Origin of the sequence: Bacillus sp. J14TS2 (assembly GCF_018333015.1) — a bacterium.
Classification (GTDB): Bacteria; Bacillota; Bacilli; order Bacillales; family Bacillaceae_C; genus Lederbergia.
Map to the genome: position 1 here is coordinate 156,076 of NZ_BORE01000005.1, position 16,841 is coordinate 172,916.

Annotated in this window: 10 protein-coding genes; 2 read left to right on the forward strand and 8 right to left on the reverse strand. The window is 37.2% G+C overall.

Features of this window, described 5'->3' with window-relative positions; genetic code table 11:
- Window position 1 precedes the first annotated feature (1 nt).
- The 6 genes from KI375_RS09655 to KI375_RS09680 all read right to left on the reverse strand — a co-directional run bounded on the left by KI375_RS09655 (window position 2) and on the right by KI375_RS09680 (window position 9,514).
- On the reverse strand, window positions 2–2,188 hold the full coding sequence (locus KI375_RS09655) for a DUF4350 domain-containing protein (protein WP_244852481.1): 2,187 nt from the start codon (window positions 2,186–2,188) through the stop codon (window positions 2–4).
- Window positions 2,189–2,213: 25 nt separating this feature from the next.
- Window positions 2,214–4,238: a glutaminase family protein gene (locus tag KI375_RS09660; protein WP_212973291.1), complete on the reverse strand. Its 2,025-nt coding sequence runs from the start codon at window positions 4,236–4,238 to the stop codon at window positions 2,214–2,216.
- 108 nt (window positions 4,239–4,346) lie between these two features.
- Window positions 4,347–5,978, reverse strand: a complete 1,632-nt coding sequence (locus KI375_RS09665) for an extracellular solute-binding protein (RefSeq protein ID WP_212973292.1) — start codon at window positions 5,976–5,978, stop codon at window positions 4,347–4,349.
- Between the two features lie 64 nt (window positions 5,979–6,042).
- Complete coding sequence (locus KI375_RS09670; protein WP_212973293.1) at window positions 6,043–6,933, reverse strand: carbohydrate ABC transporter permease; 891 nt, start codon at window positions 6,931–6,933, stop codon at window positions 6,043–6,045.
- Between the two features lie 18 nt (window positions 6,934–6,951).
- A complete protein-coding gene (locus KI375_RS09675) occupies window positions 6,952–7,917 on the reverse strand; it encodes an ABC transporter permease (protein WP_212973294.1) in 966 nt (321 codons plus the stop codon).
- Window positions 7,918–8,389: 472 nt separating this feature from the next.
- Window positions 8,390–9,514 (reverse strand): GntR family transcriptional regulator, encoded by a 1,125-nt coding sequence (locus KI375_RS09680; protein WP_212973295.1) that lies wholly within the window; start codon window positions 9,512–9,514, stop codon window positions 8,390–8,392.
- 640 nt (window positions 9,515–10,154) lie between these two features.
- On the opposite strand from KI375_RS09680, the gene KI375_RS09685 reads away from it, so the two are divergent.
- Together KI375_RS09685 and KI375_RS09690 are read left to right on the forward strand one after the other, a co-directional pair.
- A complete protein-coding gene (locus tag KI375_RS09685) occupies window positions 10,155–11,468 on the forward strand; it encodes an ABC transporter substrate-binding protein (protein ID WP_212973296.1) in 1,314 nt (437 codons plus the stop codon).
- A 237-nt stretch (window positions 11,469–11,705) separates the two neighbouring features.
- The gene (locus tag KI375_RS09690; RefSeq protein WP_212973297.1) at window positions 11,706–13,760 is read left to right on the forward strand and encodes a galactose-binding domain-containing protein; all 2,055 of its coding nucleotides are present in this window, start codon (window positions 11,706–11,708) and stop codon (window positions 13,758–13,760) included.
- Window positions 13,761–13,809: 49 nt separating this feature from the next.
- On the opposite strand, the gene KI375_RS09695 is transcribed toward KI375_RS09690, so the two are convergent.
- Window positions 13,810–14,982 (reverse strand): GntR family transcriptional regulator, encoded by a 1,173-nt coding sequence (locus tag KI375_RS09695; RefSeq protein WP_212973298.1) that lies wholly within the window; start codon window positions 14,980–14,982, stop codon window positions 13,810–13,812.
- Between the two features lie 708 nt (window positions 14,983–15,690).
- Entirely contained in the window at window positions 15,691–16,815 is a 1,125-nt protein-coding gene (locus KI375_RS09700; RefSeq protein WP_212973299.1) for a GntR family transcriptional regulator, read from the reverse strand.
- Window positions 16,816–16,841: the final 26 nt, after the last annotated feature.

Below are 16,841 nucleotides of genomic sequence, written 5' to 3' on the forward strand. Positions count from 1 at the left end.
TCTATTCCCCCTCTGTTTGCTCAAATGCAATCTTTATATGGAGGCCATTATGATTATTTTCATAGCGCACTAAAACAGTTTGGCTTTCTTGATCCCAATCAAAGCGAATATCCTGATAGCTGTCTTGCTCTTTGTTTTTTATTTGTATACTCGATGGTTTTTTGACACATCGCAATCTACTAATTCCAGGTACTCCTAAAGGTCCCTTCACGAACATCTCAATATCATTTCCATCATTGACGATATCTTCTATTCTCGAAGAGGAAGCAATCACCTGGCAATTCTTTTGATCAATTGGGTGGTGCTCCAGATCATATAGGAGCAACTGATTTCCCGGTTGAACCACAACCTCTTTACGTATTGAAAGATTATGATCAAATAAATCGACATATACACCTTGTAATTTTAAAGGTTCCTCGTTCATTGATTCGTCCATCACAGTACTAATAACGTACGGCCCTCGCTTCAGAAGTAAATAATTTTTTTCCTCCCAATCGTTGCTTGAAAAAAGCTGTCTCACAGTATTTTTCAATAATTCTGCATCTTGCTGGGTTTCAGCGCATTCCTTTGGATTTAATGGCAGAAAGCTCACCATTCCTTTTCCAACTGGATAGGTACCTTGTTCCAGTTTTCGTTCGAGTCCAAGTGCTTCAAAAAGATGTTCAGCCGGATTTTCATACGAAGAACCATTTGAATTCCACCATTCTCTTACATGATGATAATCATCACTATGATCACCAACATACAGCAAACGACCGCCATTTTGCACCCACTGACTTAAGCCAAGATGAATATCGGGCGCTTCTGGTTTTAAAAATTCATAGCTTAGAATCAAAGTTTGATAGTCATCTAGATAGGAAGAAAATCGCCTAATATTATCTAACTGAACAGGCCTTACGGGAATCCCTGATTTTAATAAGGGTAACGTCAAACCATAGAACTCTGACCAAACAAGCAATTCTTGCGCTTTGTCTCCTTTCAACATTTCCGCATCTGTTCCATCATATTTTTGCGAGCCATCCTCTCCCAAGATATCAGGGTGATTGCGTTGGAACATAGTGGAATCAGCAAGGAGAACACCAATTGGATCCATTTTCCCAACCCATTCAATCTCACTTTGATCAAAATCACGCAATGTATTCATCAATATAAGCAAACTGGTCGCATAATCTGGTGGAATCGCTTCTTTACCTTCCCCGTTCTTTTTAGGATAAGATCCATTGAAGACCCTGTTTGGCCATGGCGATATTTCATAGCGATGAACATCTGGATGAAATAAAGAAGCCGTTACGATTTTATAATAATTGTTTCGATAATCATCCCAATCATAATTTGGATTATCTTCAATTGGATCATGCAAAAACCACATTCTTCTTTGGGTGCCACGCACTAATTCCTGCATAACTCCATATTCTAAGTATGCCGTTTCAAATGTCCGCTCTTTGCGGACACCATTGTATACATTTGGTGTACGCGAGGTACCTGTCCATACTTGCGCAATATATCCATCAACAGTCGGTAAGCTAAGCAACTGTGACTGTGGACTGACAATTCTCCACTGTGTATAGTTTATTAGACTATGAGTAGGAACGTAGAAACGTAAATCTCTTTGATATTTTACTTGCGCGTATTCCTTTAATTCACCGCATAACCGATCTAAGCAGCGTGTATAGAGAAAAGCCTTTAATTTTGACGCTCGATACTGGGCATCTACTGATTCATGGGGAGGGACCCATGCTTCCTTGTAAAAGATCTGCCATTCTCTCTTAAAAGCCTCTGAATAACCACCTTCTACCCAAAACTCTGGTTCCTCAAGATGAATGGCCTCTACTCCAGCATCTACAGCCACTTTAATCCGTTCAGTTAAATAGTTAGTAAAGGCGATTGTTGGGACCATATAAGGTACGTCTTTACCATGGCCAATAATTTCACCAAGACGATTTTTCTGAGCTTCATCCCAATGTTTCCTTCCATCAACTTCGCCGTATAAATAATCTTGATATTCTCCCCATGCTACTCCTGTCATTAGATGAACAACGTACCCACGGTCTTGCCATTCTTTTATTCTTTTCGGCATTGATTCATCAATGCCGTACACCATAACAAAGTCTGTTCTTAAATCAAACGTGGGATGATAGGCTACTCTTTCCTGGAAACCCGTTTTTTCTTCCGATCTAGTTTTCTCCATCACTCATTCCCCTTCCATTGCATCATTATGCGTTGGCCGTTTTCCAATTCGTTTCCTTTAACATCAACATGAATAGTCCACCTACAACTGATCGATTTTTAAAATTTAATCTTTTGGCTGACTTCGTATCAAACCAATCAGAAAATGGAACACGATCCTCGGTCTCATTTAAATAAAGCCATAGCGGTTCAATCAATGCGTTTGCATCTTCCTTCTGATCGGCTAAAGTGGCTACCCATACAAGCCAATCTGCTTTTGTATAGGTTTCCCGACTATCAAGGGGTGTACCAAAACGATTTCGTTTTGGCAAATAATACGATATTTCTCTTTCTCTTACTTCTTTAGAAAACAAGTTTAGAGGAAAAATTACATCCCAAACCAAATTATACTTAAGACTCCATGTATCCGCTTGCTCAAATGTTAACTTATAATGATCATCGTCTATCGCCATCTCTTCCCATTTTGTTGCCATTTGCTGAGCTAAAGCAATGTATTTTTTCTTTTCTTCCTTTTTTCCTAATAATTCACATAAAATACCATAGCTGCCTATCCCAATGATCGCTTTTATTGATAGGTTTGCATTGTGGGCTAAATGACCAGCAAAATCATCTGTACACAGTTGATTCCCAGGATCTAATCCATTCTTTTCAAGGTACTGAGCCCATTGCGTAAGTAAATCCCAATTTTCCTCTGCAAAAGTGGCTTCTCCCTCTGCTAAACAAACTGCAGTCATCATGATTAACATATTGCCGCATTCTTCAATAGGCATTTGGTTTTCCAACTTATTCTCTCCATACACATTACCATTTGCAACTGGATAGACACCAACATCATGTGGAGCAAATTCAAATGGCCAATCATCTGATCTGGAATAGCGAAAAATAGGCCGCATCATCCCTTTTACTAATTCAGGATTGTACAATAAGAATAAAGGAATTGATGGGTAACTGATATCTACAGTTCCAATACACCCATTACTATTATTTTCTTTTGAAAGAAATAATAGCTCTCCTTTATCATCCAAGACTAGTTTATGAGCTGCAACCGCTTGCCGATAAACCAAAGAGGTAATATCCCTATATTTCGTGCCCCCCACATCCGTTGTCTCTTGGATCATGCTTTCATTAAATTCATGGCAAGCTTTCTTCAATTTAGAGTAATCAGTGATAGACAATTGCAACATTTGATCAGTCGTTTGACCATTACCTTTCCAGTAACCAGGAAGTCTTTGATGAAAATATTCAATTGAATCAATATCGTCATAGGCTAGCGTTAAAAACTTTGTCTCTTTTGTTGCATCGACCGATTTAAAATCTAATACTACCGCCATTACCGGAGTGTTCTCTTCTACTGAGCGAGGCATATGACGATCATCTTCATTGGGAAGGGAGTTCGTCTGTATCCACTGCTTCCTAATATTACTAGCATGAATAACAGATACAGCGTTACTTGCCTGAGGGACCAATAAATGAAAATACCCCCAATCAATCCGTGTATCATCACCTGTCCGTTCCAAAATAGGCTGGTCAACCGTTCCGATACACATATCTGCTATATTATCCTCTAAGGTTGATCGTGACCACCTGACTTGCTGTTTTTTATCATGAACACACCATTCCGCTGTTACATCAAAGTAAATTTGTACATCATGTTCCTTGCCATCATCTGCCCATACATCAAATGTGACATATGAAGCTGGTCTTGAGAGCGCATCCAAATCATTTAAAAGGAGCGGTGTTGTAAAATCTACTTGCAGTTTAATCCCTGCACCTTGAAAAATATATATGGTTGATAAAGGCTTTACAGTTAATTGAAGTTGCTCTAAATTATTTACCTCTTCTTCAGCGTCTGACACTTTCCCCATAAAACGCCACACTTCTCCATCAATCCTAATCATTCCAACCATTCCGAAAATACCAGAATCACGATGTTCATCATATGTCCAATGGTGTACATGATCATCATACAAATGGTCCGAGCTGGACCAAGCATTAAAATAAGGGTCAACATTTAATAAAGGCACCGCTGGAGGCCTCATTGAATTTTCCATCATTTCCACTCCATTTCGTGTTTGTAATGGTACATCAAAAAAAGTGTAAGCTCCCTCTTTTAGGTAACATTTTGAGAGAGCTTCCAACATTACAACTCTATTAAACTATTAATTTGAAGTTCGATAACGCATAATTTCAGTACCCGCTTGAGCTTGCTTGGTAATTTCGTCTGCAACTTCCTCTATCCCTGCGTCTTTTAGTGCATCTCGAGTTTTATTAATAATACTACGTGCTTCATCTTCAGTACCAGCATGTATCGCTTGTTGTACAGCATCTCCCATTACAAGTGTAATTGGCTCTATTTTCTCAAAGTTCGGATGATCTTTCAATATTAAATCTGGATCAATTCCAGTTATAGGTTGAATTCCATCCTTTCTGAAAATCTCTTTAAATTCATCTTTAACTTTATATTGTTTATCAAATTGATAACCTAATGGTCCTCCCCCAAGGGAATTTCTACGGTCTAAACCGGTGAAAGCTGTGTAGTTACCTACTCCTTCGTCCTTGAAAGTTTGATCCTCCATTTTTTGTACCATCTCTTCCTTCGCTACCACTTCTCCATCTTCTAAATCATAATGAACTCCTTCAATTCCAAATGTAGCTAAAAGATATCCTTCCTCACTAGATAAATAATCAAACACTTTAACAAATGCCTCTAGTTTTTCTTCAGAAGTCGTTGCAGGGACAGCGATTAATTGACTCCCTTGAACATTAAATTCTGTTCGATAGCGGTCACCATCGAAGTCTTCTAATGGCCCAAGCGGAACATATTTATCTTCTATTCCTCCTTGTTTTGTATCATTCCAGAGACCAGGAAATTGGTTTGGTATGACAGCATACCTACCCTGTGCCACTTTTTCCCTTGCGATAGTGCCTGTATGGGAATATACTTCAGGGTCTAGTAATCCCTCATTCATAAGTTTTCTCATAAATAGAATCCAGTCCTCATATTCCTCAGTCATAAAGTTGTATCTAGCATTGCCTTTGTCATCAATAAACCAACTACCCCCACCGGCAACAGGTACAAACATCTCTGAAGTAATATCTAATGGCCAACCATTATCATATGCACCCAGTGGGAATACTGCGTTTCCGTTTACTTCAAAATCGCCTTCCTTAATCTTCTTCAAAAAATTATAAAGGTCGTCAGGCGTCTTTACAGAATCCGGATCTACCCCTACTTCATCTGCTATCTCCTTATTTACATACAATCCATATAACCAGTCATCAATATCTTCTTCTGTAGCAGGATAAGTGGAATGAAGAAAATATTGCCCATCCTTTTGTTTAGAGATTATATTCTCATAAAATGAAGAAGACATTTTATCTTTTTTAACGACTTCCGCCAAGCTAGGATACTTTTCTATATAAGGGGTTAAATCATGTAATTGTCCTTCATTACCGGCTTGCAGCATGAGTTCAGACTCTTTTCCCCAGGCTGGACCTACATAAACATCAGGAAATTCACCAGTCGCTAATATTTGCGTCAATTTTTCAACTTCACTGCCATTCGTATATTCATATTCCAATCTTACCCCAGTTTCCTCCGCTATCTTTTCTACAATTGGATTATCATTTGGAGGAGCACCTGCTCCAGATCCATTCCAGTTATTTAGCACTTTCAGCGTAATTTCTCCATCCTTCTCACTACTATTACTTTCTTTGCTACATGCAGCTAAAAAACTAATTAGTAGAACCGTCATGAATACTATAAGTAAACTGTTGAATCTCCCTCTCATTTAAATCCCTCCTATATAAATTTTTTATTTATAATAATCTCCATCCATAAGTATGAAGATGTTATTATTCTTTTATTGAGCCAATCATAACGCCTTTTACAAAGTACTTCTGTAAGAATGGGTAGATACAAATAATCGGTAGTGTCGCAACTATTAATGTAGCCATCCTTAGAGATTCTGGCGTAACTGCAATCATTCCGTTTGAAACAGTAGTACCTGTTTGTGACGCTTTTTGAGCCGCATTGGCCAGTGCTTCCGACTCTGTTAATAATTGATTAAGCAGCGTTTGAACAGGTCGTAGAGACTCTGTTGTGACAAAATAAGTCCCGGTAAACCAATCATTCCAGTGAAACACACCTTGGAATAGAGCAATAGTGGCAAGGACGGGCATAGATAAAGGTAGTATAATTCTCATAAAAACCCGAAAGTTACTAGCACCGTCTATTTGCGCTGACTCTTCTAATGAACTAGGCAGCTGTTGAAAGAAGGTGCGCATAATAATGATATGGAAAAAGCTAAACAAAAATGGAAAAACATATACCCAAAAGTTATTTATTAATCCCAATTCACGGAATAAAATGAAGTTAGGTATCATCCCACCACTGAAAATAGATGGAATAAAGATATAGAAGGTCAAAAAGGTTTTACCTGGCAACTGTTTCCTTGTTAGAGCATAAGCAAATAATGCTGATAGAAAGACATGGAGAGATGTCCCAATAACAGTTCTTAGAACCGTGATAACATATGCATCTAAAAACTTACTATCTTTAAAAATAGTTATATAGTTCTCAAAGGTGAATCCTTGAGGTAAAAAGTAAATTGGATTATTCATAGCTTTTACACCATCACTCAGTGAATAGGCGATAATATAAATAAACGGATATAATGTTGTAAAAGAGAATACCGCGAGAAATGTATAATTAATAACGGAAAATAGTGACCACTTTTTGTTCATTTTATACACTAACCTCCTCTACCATAATGATGTTTCGTTTACTTTCTTACTGATGCTATTCGCAACAATAATTAGAATGACTCCGATAACGCCTTGGAATAACCCTACCGCGGTCCCGTAACTTATTCGACCTTGTTCCAATCCTGATTGAATGACATATACGTCTAACACGGTTCCAATTGAAGCGGTTGCAGGAGTGTTCAAAAGTAACAATTGCTCATAACCAACAGTCATAATATTTCCACATGCAAGCAGGAACATAATGACCATTACAGGGCGTATAGAGGGTAATGTAATATGCCATATTTGTCTAAATCTATTGGCTCCATCCATTTTGGCAGATTCATATAACTGCTGGTCAACACCTGAAATTGCTGCCAAATAAATGATTGCCCCAAAACCAACTGTCTTCCAAATATCTGATAGTATAATGACTTGATAAAAATAAGAGAGACTACCTAAAAATTGGACTTTGTCGAAGCCTAAAAAAGAGATAAATTCATTTACTGGGCCACCATAAGGAGTAAGCATTCGTTGCAAAATGGTTACGACAACAACCCATGAAATAAAATGTGGTAAATATGAAATGGTTTGAACTGCCTTTTTAAACTTAATAGCTTTTACTTCATTTAAGAGTAAAGCTAAAATGATAGGCATTGGAAATCCGATTACCAATTTCATTAAACTGATCGTAAGTGTATTGCGAATAATTTCCTTAGATTGATAAAATTGAAAAAACTCTTTAAAATACTTCAGTCCTGCCCAAGGGCTTCCAGTAATTCCCCCAACAAAATTAAAATCTTTAAAGGCTACTGTTAAACCATACATGGGAATATACGAAAAGATAAAGAACCAAACAATACCTGGGAGCATAAAAAGATAGAATAAACGATGTTGCCACATCCTAACCCAGATACTCTTTTTATTATTTTTTTTTAGATTGGGCCGATTGGTCTGTGGACTGATTGTGCCTACATTACCCATGCCTTCCTCACTTCCTTTTCAAAATTGGATTATAGAATGAATAAAGTGATCCGACTTAATATAATAAGTACCGTTATCCCCTTTTTTATAAATGTATTCGTTTACAAGATTATATTTTAATCAACTTAGTATGTCAATATATTTTTTGGTGTTTCCATATACTAAACATGTATCGAAACCACAAGAAAAGCGCAAGGCGCCCGCCTATCGGCGACAAGCAAATGTTCTGAGACAAAGAAAGGCGTTCTTTGCCTTTCATTGGCTCAGGTTATTATGCAGAACATCGGCTAAGTTCGCGCCGTCCTGGCGCAACGCCGATGGACTCGCTCCTGCGAGCCTCGAGACGATGGCGCCTGGAGCTAGACATCAACCACAAGGTAAACAGTTATCCACAAGCGACAATTTTATAGTTTCCTTAACCATAAAAAAGATCCCCAAGTAAATGGGGATTATATGACACACGCTATCTAATTTACCTTTCAAAATTACCTACTAGTCTTCTATTTTTTATTGTCGAATCTCCTTTAACTAACATAGCCGGCACGCGGATATCATCAATAATAGTATGACCATTTTGCATTTCTATTAGTTTATTTAACGCTAATTGCCCAATCGCTTGCTCATCCTGTTCAATATGAGTAAAATTCCATCCCAATATATTCCGTGGAGGGCTGTCAAAACAGAGAATCGATATGTCTTCTGGTACCTTAAGATTTAATTGTTCAGCAGCCGTTTTTGCTAACATAGCAATGTTATATTCTAGTGCAAATAGAGCAGTGATTTCTTGATTCTCCCTAATATGATTTTTGATGTTTTCGATCGCTTTCTTAGCATTTTCATGAGTGAGATAGGGAATTTTTATATCTGAGCACCAATATTCCCGATTTACAATCACTTCTTTTTCAGCAAATGCTTCTACAATTCCTTTAATCCGGTCATAAATAGCCGTTGTATCATTATCTTTAGGTATTAGAACACCTATATTCTCATGTCCAAGATCAAAAAGGTGATTCATCCCCATTTTAGCTGCCTGTTCATTATCTGTTGAAACCGAGGTAGCAGCTAATCGTTTAAAGGATCGATCAATCAACACTAACGGAAATTTATTTACGACCATTTTAAGAATTTCCATACTATAATGTTCAGCCTTTGCCGGAACTATGATTAGACCATCTATCCCGTATTCAAGTAGCTCTCTGATCACCTCATCTTCTCTGTTCGGAATACTTAGAGTACGTTTCAAGATAATAAAACAGGTATCCTGAGAGGCTTCCTCAAGGCTTGCAATCAAATCATTTCCAAAGCTTTCATCAAATGTCGTAAGGACCAAACCAAACAACGGTTTTTTACGCGTTAAATCTTGTTTTACAAGCTCCGCTTCAGTTGCATTTTCAGAAACGAAAGTTCCTTTCCCTCGCTTTCGATAAACAAACCCCTCATTCGCCAGTTTTTCTAAAGCTTTTTTAACGGTTATTGAACTAACATGAAAATACATGGACAATTCCTTTTCTGATGGTACTTGATCCCCAACTTTATACTTTGCCGATGTTATATCTTGCTTCAAGGATTCATAGATCTGTAAGTACAATGGCTTCAATTTATCACCTCCAAATTAGTTTAATTATTATGATAATATATTAAATAGGCTCAGAATTCTAGTTAAAACATTTTATTCTTTCCCTTCTCTTATGAGAAAATTGTTAAATATGCACTTAATGACATATCAATAACACCTTGACTGTTATAACAAATTAAGCTATATTGGCTATATTCCATTTATTTCAAGTATTTGAATTATTTTGCAGTTTTTTCTTAAAAGGGCCTTCAAGGGGGGAGGGATTGGGAAAATGTTAATGGATATAGATCAACATATATAGGATGAACAAGTTTAATATGGATTGATTCATAGTGTCTGAATCTGTTAGTTGAAATAATCAACTTGACTCATGCAAAAGTTTGTCGTCAACATTTGCTGAATGATGACTAGTTTTGAATGTTTGCACGAAATAAAATGACACCTCACTTTTTGTGGCATTGGAAATGGGTAACAACCAAACACAAAAGGAGATGTCTCAGGTTATGATATCCTTTCATTCTGCCATTGTCAGTTAAAAGTCTATAATTGAAAGCGTTTAACTGAGCCTTGAGAAAGTGTAACAACATGTTGATAAGAATCACATGACAAGCAAGGTCTTAAGAAATTGTTGAAATTACCTAAAATACGGGAGGTTAGTTGCGTGAGGATAAAGATAAAAAAATCCCTAATGATGTGTCTGTTTTTTTTATTAGTGATAGTTGCTTTTGGCTGTGCTAATGATACGAATACTGAACCAAATGATGAGGATAACACAGCAAGTAATGAAGAGGGAGATCCAGATCCAGTTACTCTACAAGTAGTTGTAGGGTGGGATGAAGAAATGTTTAACAATCGTTTTAAAGATCCGATCGAAGAAGCATTTCCTTGGATGACAATTGAACAAATTAAATCAGGTTCTGGTAGAGAAGAGTTAGAAGAAGTATTTGCTAAAGATTTGAATCCAGATATTATCTTTGAAATCTCTCCCGACAATATGGAGTACTTTGGACTTGAATACGATCTAGATGAATTAATCGAAAAACATGGCTATGATGTGAGCCATATCAACCCTGTTTATTTGGACGCTATTCGAGCTAAAGATCCAGACAGACGACTTTTAGGTATGCCATATGAGATTGTCAACTGGGTGTTGTTCTATAATAAAGATATTTTCGATACCTTTGGTGTTGATTATCCAACAGAGGATATGACTTGGAAAGAAGCGATCGATTTAGCAAGTAAAGTATCTGGTGAGCGAAATGGTGTTCATTATCGTGGTTTAGATTTAGGACCTGCGCATGTACCATTTGCACAATTTTCGGTGAATCGCACTGATCCTGAAACAGGTGAAGTTTTAATCCAAGAGGAAGAGGAATTTGCTAGGTATCTAGATTTAATCCAAGATATAGGAGCACTAGATAATTCAGGTGAACCTTTCTTCGAGTCAGCTAAATTTACTGACGAACGTTCTACAGCCATGTTCGTTGAGTTTGTCCAAGCAGTAGATTGGTGGTCAGAAGTAGAAGGCCTTAATTATGATGTTACAGCACTCCCTACATGGGAGGGTGAACCAGCAGTAACGCATCGACCTGATTTTGGGATTCTTAATTGGAGTATCAGCCCTCTAAGTGAAAACAAAGACGCAGCGTTTGAAGCGATCACTCATTTTACCGAAACAGAATATCAGACATTCGCTTCTCGAATTGGTCTCGGGCCTACTAGTGCAGAAGATGAGGTTCTAGAACAATTCTTCCAAGATTATGAATCAACGCATGATAAAAATATGCAATCTATTTTTGCTCATCCGCCTGCAAGCCCACCGGAGCAGATTAGTAGATGGGATGAATATGTTGATTTTAACGTACACCGTTGGTTAAATGATGAGGAATATATGAACATTGATCGAAATGAATATTTGCGTATTGTCGCAGAAGAATCAGCTGCAAAGATTCAGGAGGCAATGGGAGCAGAATAAAGAAATAGTTGTATGATATTTTCAAATAATGATTGGGCATATTCTTCACCTTACTAAGAAGAGAAGGGTGTGCCCTTTATTTTTTATATTGGAGAGAGTGCAATGATAAGAGGTCGACCAGTTATGTTAATTTTTGAAATGTAAAGATTTACGAGGAGAATTTATATGAATAAAGGATCTCTAATGTTTCCGATTCTTTTCTTATTATTTGGATGTATATTAGGAGGAGGTAGTCTTATGGAAAGCTACGAAAATAAAACAAATCATTATAAGCCATATCCCGAAGTAACAAACATAGAAAATGGCATTTCTTGGCCAGAAGGGCAAGCATTGCCTACCTTTGCAACACCTGAAGATACGCTTGATACAATATTGGTTCAAGCATTTACGACAGATGAAGCGATCACCTTTTCTGCATTACAAGGGCTTGTGAATAAAGAAAAACCTAGAATTTTATTGCTTGACTCTAGTACAGATGAAGGTGCTTTTACATGGCCGATGACACCAATCATTGGTTTTGAAAATCGTGAAACCTATTTAGAAACTACTAAATTCGATTTACTTGCCAAGTACGCAGACGAAGTCGATGGCGTCATATTATATGATCCAACAATAAGTCCCCATTATAGAAATTTAGCGGGAACAATGGCTGGAATAATGAATGCTATACCTGTAGCTGAAAGTGTACATGAAAAAATGGAGGCTAAAGGGATTGAATTAGATGTAGTAGAAGATCTCACAGAAATGACTTTTACAACTCCGATTGAAATCTATAACTATCTCTATGATAATTATTGGGGTGACACACAGAAACGGGTTATTTTAAATGCTAAACCATATGATGAAGGTGGAGACCATCATCATACAAGAGATATTATTGCAGCAACTGGTGAGACAGTTCTTTGGCTTGATACATTAGACGATGACGAGAGAGAAGTACTTGAAAAGTTTTATGGAGATATGGAACCAGGAAATGCAATTGCACTTGGTTGGTATACGACCGAGCGTTCTGGCATTACGTTAGCATCAAAGTTTGGCATAGGTACAATGCCTGCTGATTTTTATATAAGCGGCAGCGTATATAGCGGAAATGATAATACCATAACACCTCCACCAGTTCCGAATAAACCTGAGTTAGAAAATAAAGTATATATCGCTTTATATATAAGCGATGGTGATAATATTCAATATACACAACGGGCGATGAGGGTGATTTGGGATGAGAATGAAGACTATCGAGGACAAATCCCGATGAACTGGACAATTGCTCCTGGCCTTGTTGATATTGGTCCTGGACTATTAAACTATTATTATCAAGATGCAACAGAAAATGAATATTTTGTAACTGGACCTTCCGGGATGGGTTACATGATGCCTTATAATACACTAAATGAGCCTGGAGCCCCAGTAAAAGATATCTTAACGGATGAGGGTGCAGCCGATGGATATACGCGCTTAACAGAAACCTACTTACAAAGATCGGGTATTAGAGTTGTCACGATCTGGGATGATGCTTCACCAATGGTTAGAGAGGCTTATGAAAGAAATAGTCGTAACTTATATGGAGCAACCGTTCAAAATTTTAGGGATGTACCTTCTGTTGCGGGAAGTATCGAAAATGATCGAGTACCTTTTGAAAAATTAAGGATTCCATACGGAAGTGGCTACGATCATATCTTCGGTGATATGACAAGTGAGATTAATAAATGGGATGGAGAGTCTCCATATTTCTTATCTTATCAAGTCGATATTTGGAGCGAGTTAAGACCAGAAGTAATCATAGAAATTCATGATAAGCTGAATGAACAGTATGATGGGAATGTTGAGTTTGTTCGAGCAGATCACTTCTTTGCATTGTATAATGAAGCAAATCACTTACCATTTAACTTAGCGATGTCAGAGGATACCACAGTAACAGCAAGTGATACTACAGTAGATCCAAAAGTTACTATTAATGGTACCTTCGCTGATATTTGGTCTTCTTCAGAGGAAGAAAATTGGTTGGAATTTGATTTCAGCGAAACATATGAGATCAATCGGTATGTGATCAGACATGCAGGGGAACATAGCCTCGATCAAAAGTTGAATACACGCGATTATCGAGTAGAAGTAAGCACAGATGGCTCAACATGGGAATTAGTCGATGATTATAGAGGGAATCAATTAAATGTAACAGATATCGAATTCGATCCAGTAGAAGCCAGATATCTAAGGCTTACAATTGATAATCCAGGTGCAGATGATACCGCAAGGATTGCTAATGTTGAAATATATGGTAGAGTAGTGGATTAATACTATTAAAACCACAGACTGAGGACTCATCCTCAATCTGTGGTTTTTTTCAATTGAAAATTTTTGGTGCGTTACCGGTTGTACCCTTCACAACAAGTTTGGGCGGAATGTTCTTTTTCTTATATCCTTCATTATTATGACGCTTATCCAGTAACTGAATTAATATGTTTGCCGCCCCCTCTCCTATAAGTTCTTCGGACTGATAGATATGTGTAAAAGCACCTAACTCAGAATCAAAATACGGATCATCAAATGATATAATGGATAGATCATCCGGAACGTTCAAATTCATACTTTCAGCCAATTTATAAATATGCAGACCCAATTTTGCGTTTAATGCGATAAAAGCAGTAGCAACCTTATTCTGGATAAGGTTTTTAAGAGGTAAACTATCTTCTAGATTGGAATAATTTACTGCGAAATCCGTTACAATAAATGATGGGTTAATCATTGCCCCCTTTTCTGTAAATACGTCCATATATCCTTTAATCCGATCTTCTACAGAAACCGTAGTTCTAGCTGAATCCCCACAAATGACAATATTTCTATGCCCCAAATCCCATAAATGGGAAACTGCCAACCTGGCACCCTCGGTATTATCAGAACCGACAAAGTTCGTCTCAATACCTGGCAAATATCGGTCGATTAAAACAAAAGGAAAATTCTTCACCTTCAATTCTAGAAGATCCTCATTGTACGTTTCAGCATCAACTGGAAAAATAAGAAGTCCAACCACTTGCATACGAAGGAATTCTCTAATGGCTGCTTGTTCCTTTTCTTTTGAATTGTGAGTGAGAATAATGGAGACAGTATATTCCGTATTTAGTAAAACTCCATAAATACCATTAATTAACTTTACGGCAAAGAAGTCTTCAATGGTCGGCATGATAAGCCCTATCATCTTGCGTCTTGAATTTGTATCAGTTGAGGAATCAATCAAACTATTTTTTGTCGTTATCTCTTCTGGATTACTCACTTCATGAGGAAATTTCTTGCCCCCATCTTGTACAAAGCTGCCTTTTCCTGGAATTCGGTAAATCCATCCTTCCCTTACTAATTCTGTTAAAGCGTTTGTAACGGTAATCCGACTAACACTGAATTTTTCCATAATCTCACGTTCTGTTGGTATTCGTTCGTGAGCGGACAGCCGTTTAGAAGATATTAAATCTTGGAAGTACTCCTTAATCTGCAAATAAAGCGGCTCTCTTGGTTCATTGGACATATTGAAAACTCCTGATTATTATTTTTATTGATATATCATATTTAATATAACATTTATAGGGTAGCACAGCAATACTATCGTTTACATGCTTAATTGCGTTTAGCAATCGTTCTGGTGCTTGGATTTGATCCGCTCATAATTGTTTGCAAACCTGGCATACCGTTCAACAAAAATGGTATCAGTGATACTTCGGCAGAATACATTGGTCTTATCAAAACACATAAGCCCTGCAACTAACAAATGATGAGGCATATCAAATGAAAATTGCTTGGTAAAGAAAATTGAGGAAAAGTTGTGATGGTTAGGAGCTTGGTTTATGGGCTTTAGTAATTTTCGAATGAATTATAGAATAGTAAACCCGGACTCTCTAATTTTTTGAAGCTGTTCGTGAGTCTGGATTTCTTCATGTTATGAAGGGATTCGTATTAAGGAGAAAAATAGCCCCCACTTAAATGGGGATTGTATGACAATTTTAATCATCTATTAAAGCACATGTTCAAAAAAGAGAATAACAAGCTAAAGACGCTGACGTCCTGTCAGCACCGCCAACATTAGTCCACCCTATACGCCGTAAATTTCGTGGCGAAGAAGAAAGCCAACGAGCTTGCACAGTGACTTCGACATAGGATGTGTCAGGACTTATTCGAAGATCCCTTAGCTCATAGTGTCATTATTACCGTACTTTTTGAACAGCCTCTTAAGGTTAATTTATTTTTCAAAATTACTTACGAGTCTCCTGTTTTTTATTGTCGAATCCCCTTTAACTAACGTTGCTGGCACGCGGATATCATCAATAATAGTATGACCGTTTTGCATTTCTATTAGTTTATTTAACGCTAATTGCCCAATCGCTTGCTCATCCTGTTCAATATGAGTAAAATTCCATCCCAATATATTCCGTGGAGGGCTGTCAAAACAGAGAATCGATATGTCTTCTGGTACCTTAAGATTTAATTGTTCAACAGCTGTTTTTGCTAACATAGCAATGTTATATTCCAGTGCAAATAGGGCTGTGATTTCTTTATTCCTCATAATATGATTTTTGATAGTTTCAATCGTTATCTTGGCATATTCATGAGTAGGATAGGGAATTTTTATATCTGAGCACCATTGTTCCCGATTCACGAAAATCTTTTTTTCAGCAAATGCTTCTACAATTCCCTTAATACGGTCATAAATAGCCGTTGTATCATTATCCTTAGGTATAAGAACACCTATATTCTCGTGTCCGAGATCAAATAGATGATTCACTGCCATTTTAGCTGCTTGTTCATTATCCGTTGAAATCGAGGTAGCAGCTAATCGTTTAAAGGATCGATCAATTAACACTAACGGAAATTTATTCACGACCATTTTAAGAATTTCTAAACTATAATGTTCAGCCTTAGCAGGAATTATGATTAGCCCATCTATCCCGTATTCCAATAGTTCTCTAATTACCTTATCTTCTCTGCTCGGAATACTTAAAGAGCGTTTTAAAATAATAAAACAGGTATCCTGAGAGGCTTCTTCAAGGCTAGCAATTAAGTCATTCCCAAAGCTTTCATCAAATGATGTAAGAACCAAACCAAACAACGGTTTTTTATGTGTCAAATCTTTTTTTACAAGGCCTACCTCAGTCGCATTTTCAGAAACAAACGTTCCTTTTCCTCGCTTTCGATAAACAAAACCCTCATTCGCCAGTTTTTCTAAAGCCTTTTTAACAGTTATTGAACTAACGTTATAATATTTGGATAATTCCTTTTCTGAAGGAACCTGATCTCCAACCTTATACTTTGCTGATATTATATCTTGCTTTAATGATTCATAGATCTGTATGTACAATGGTTTCAATTTATCACCTCCAAATTAAATTAATT

Coding starts and splice junctions, on each gene's coding strand:
- KI375_RS09655 (WP_244852481.1), bottom strand. CDS start 2,188: ATGGAGAAAACTAGATCGGAAGAAAAAACGGGTTTCCAGGAAAGAGTA.
- KI375_RS09660 (WP_212973291.1), bottom strand. CDS start 4,238: ATGGAAAATTCAATGAGGCCTCCAGCGGTGCCTTTATTAAATGTTGAC.
- KI375_RS09665 (WP_212973292.1), bottom strand. CDS start 5,978: ATGAGAGGGAGATTCAACAGTTTACTTATAGTATTCATGACGGTTCTA.
- KI375_RS09670 (WP_212973293.1), bottom strand. CDS start 6,933: ATGAACAAAAAGTGGTCACTATTTTCCGTTATTAATTATACATTTCTC.
- KI375_RS09675 (WP_212973294.1), bottom strand. CDS start 7,917: ATGGGTAATGTAGGCACAATCAGTCCACAGACCAATCGGCCCAATCTA.
- KI375_RS09690 (WP_212973297.1), top strand. CDS start 11,706: ATGGAAAGCTACGAAAATAAAACAAATCATTATAAGCCATATCCCGAA.
- KI375_RS09695 (WP_212973298.1), bottom strand. CDS start 14,982: ATGTCCAATGAACCAAGAGAGCCGCTTTATTTGCAGATTAAGGAGTAC.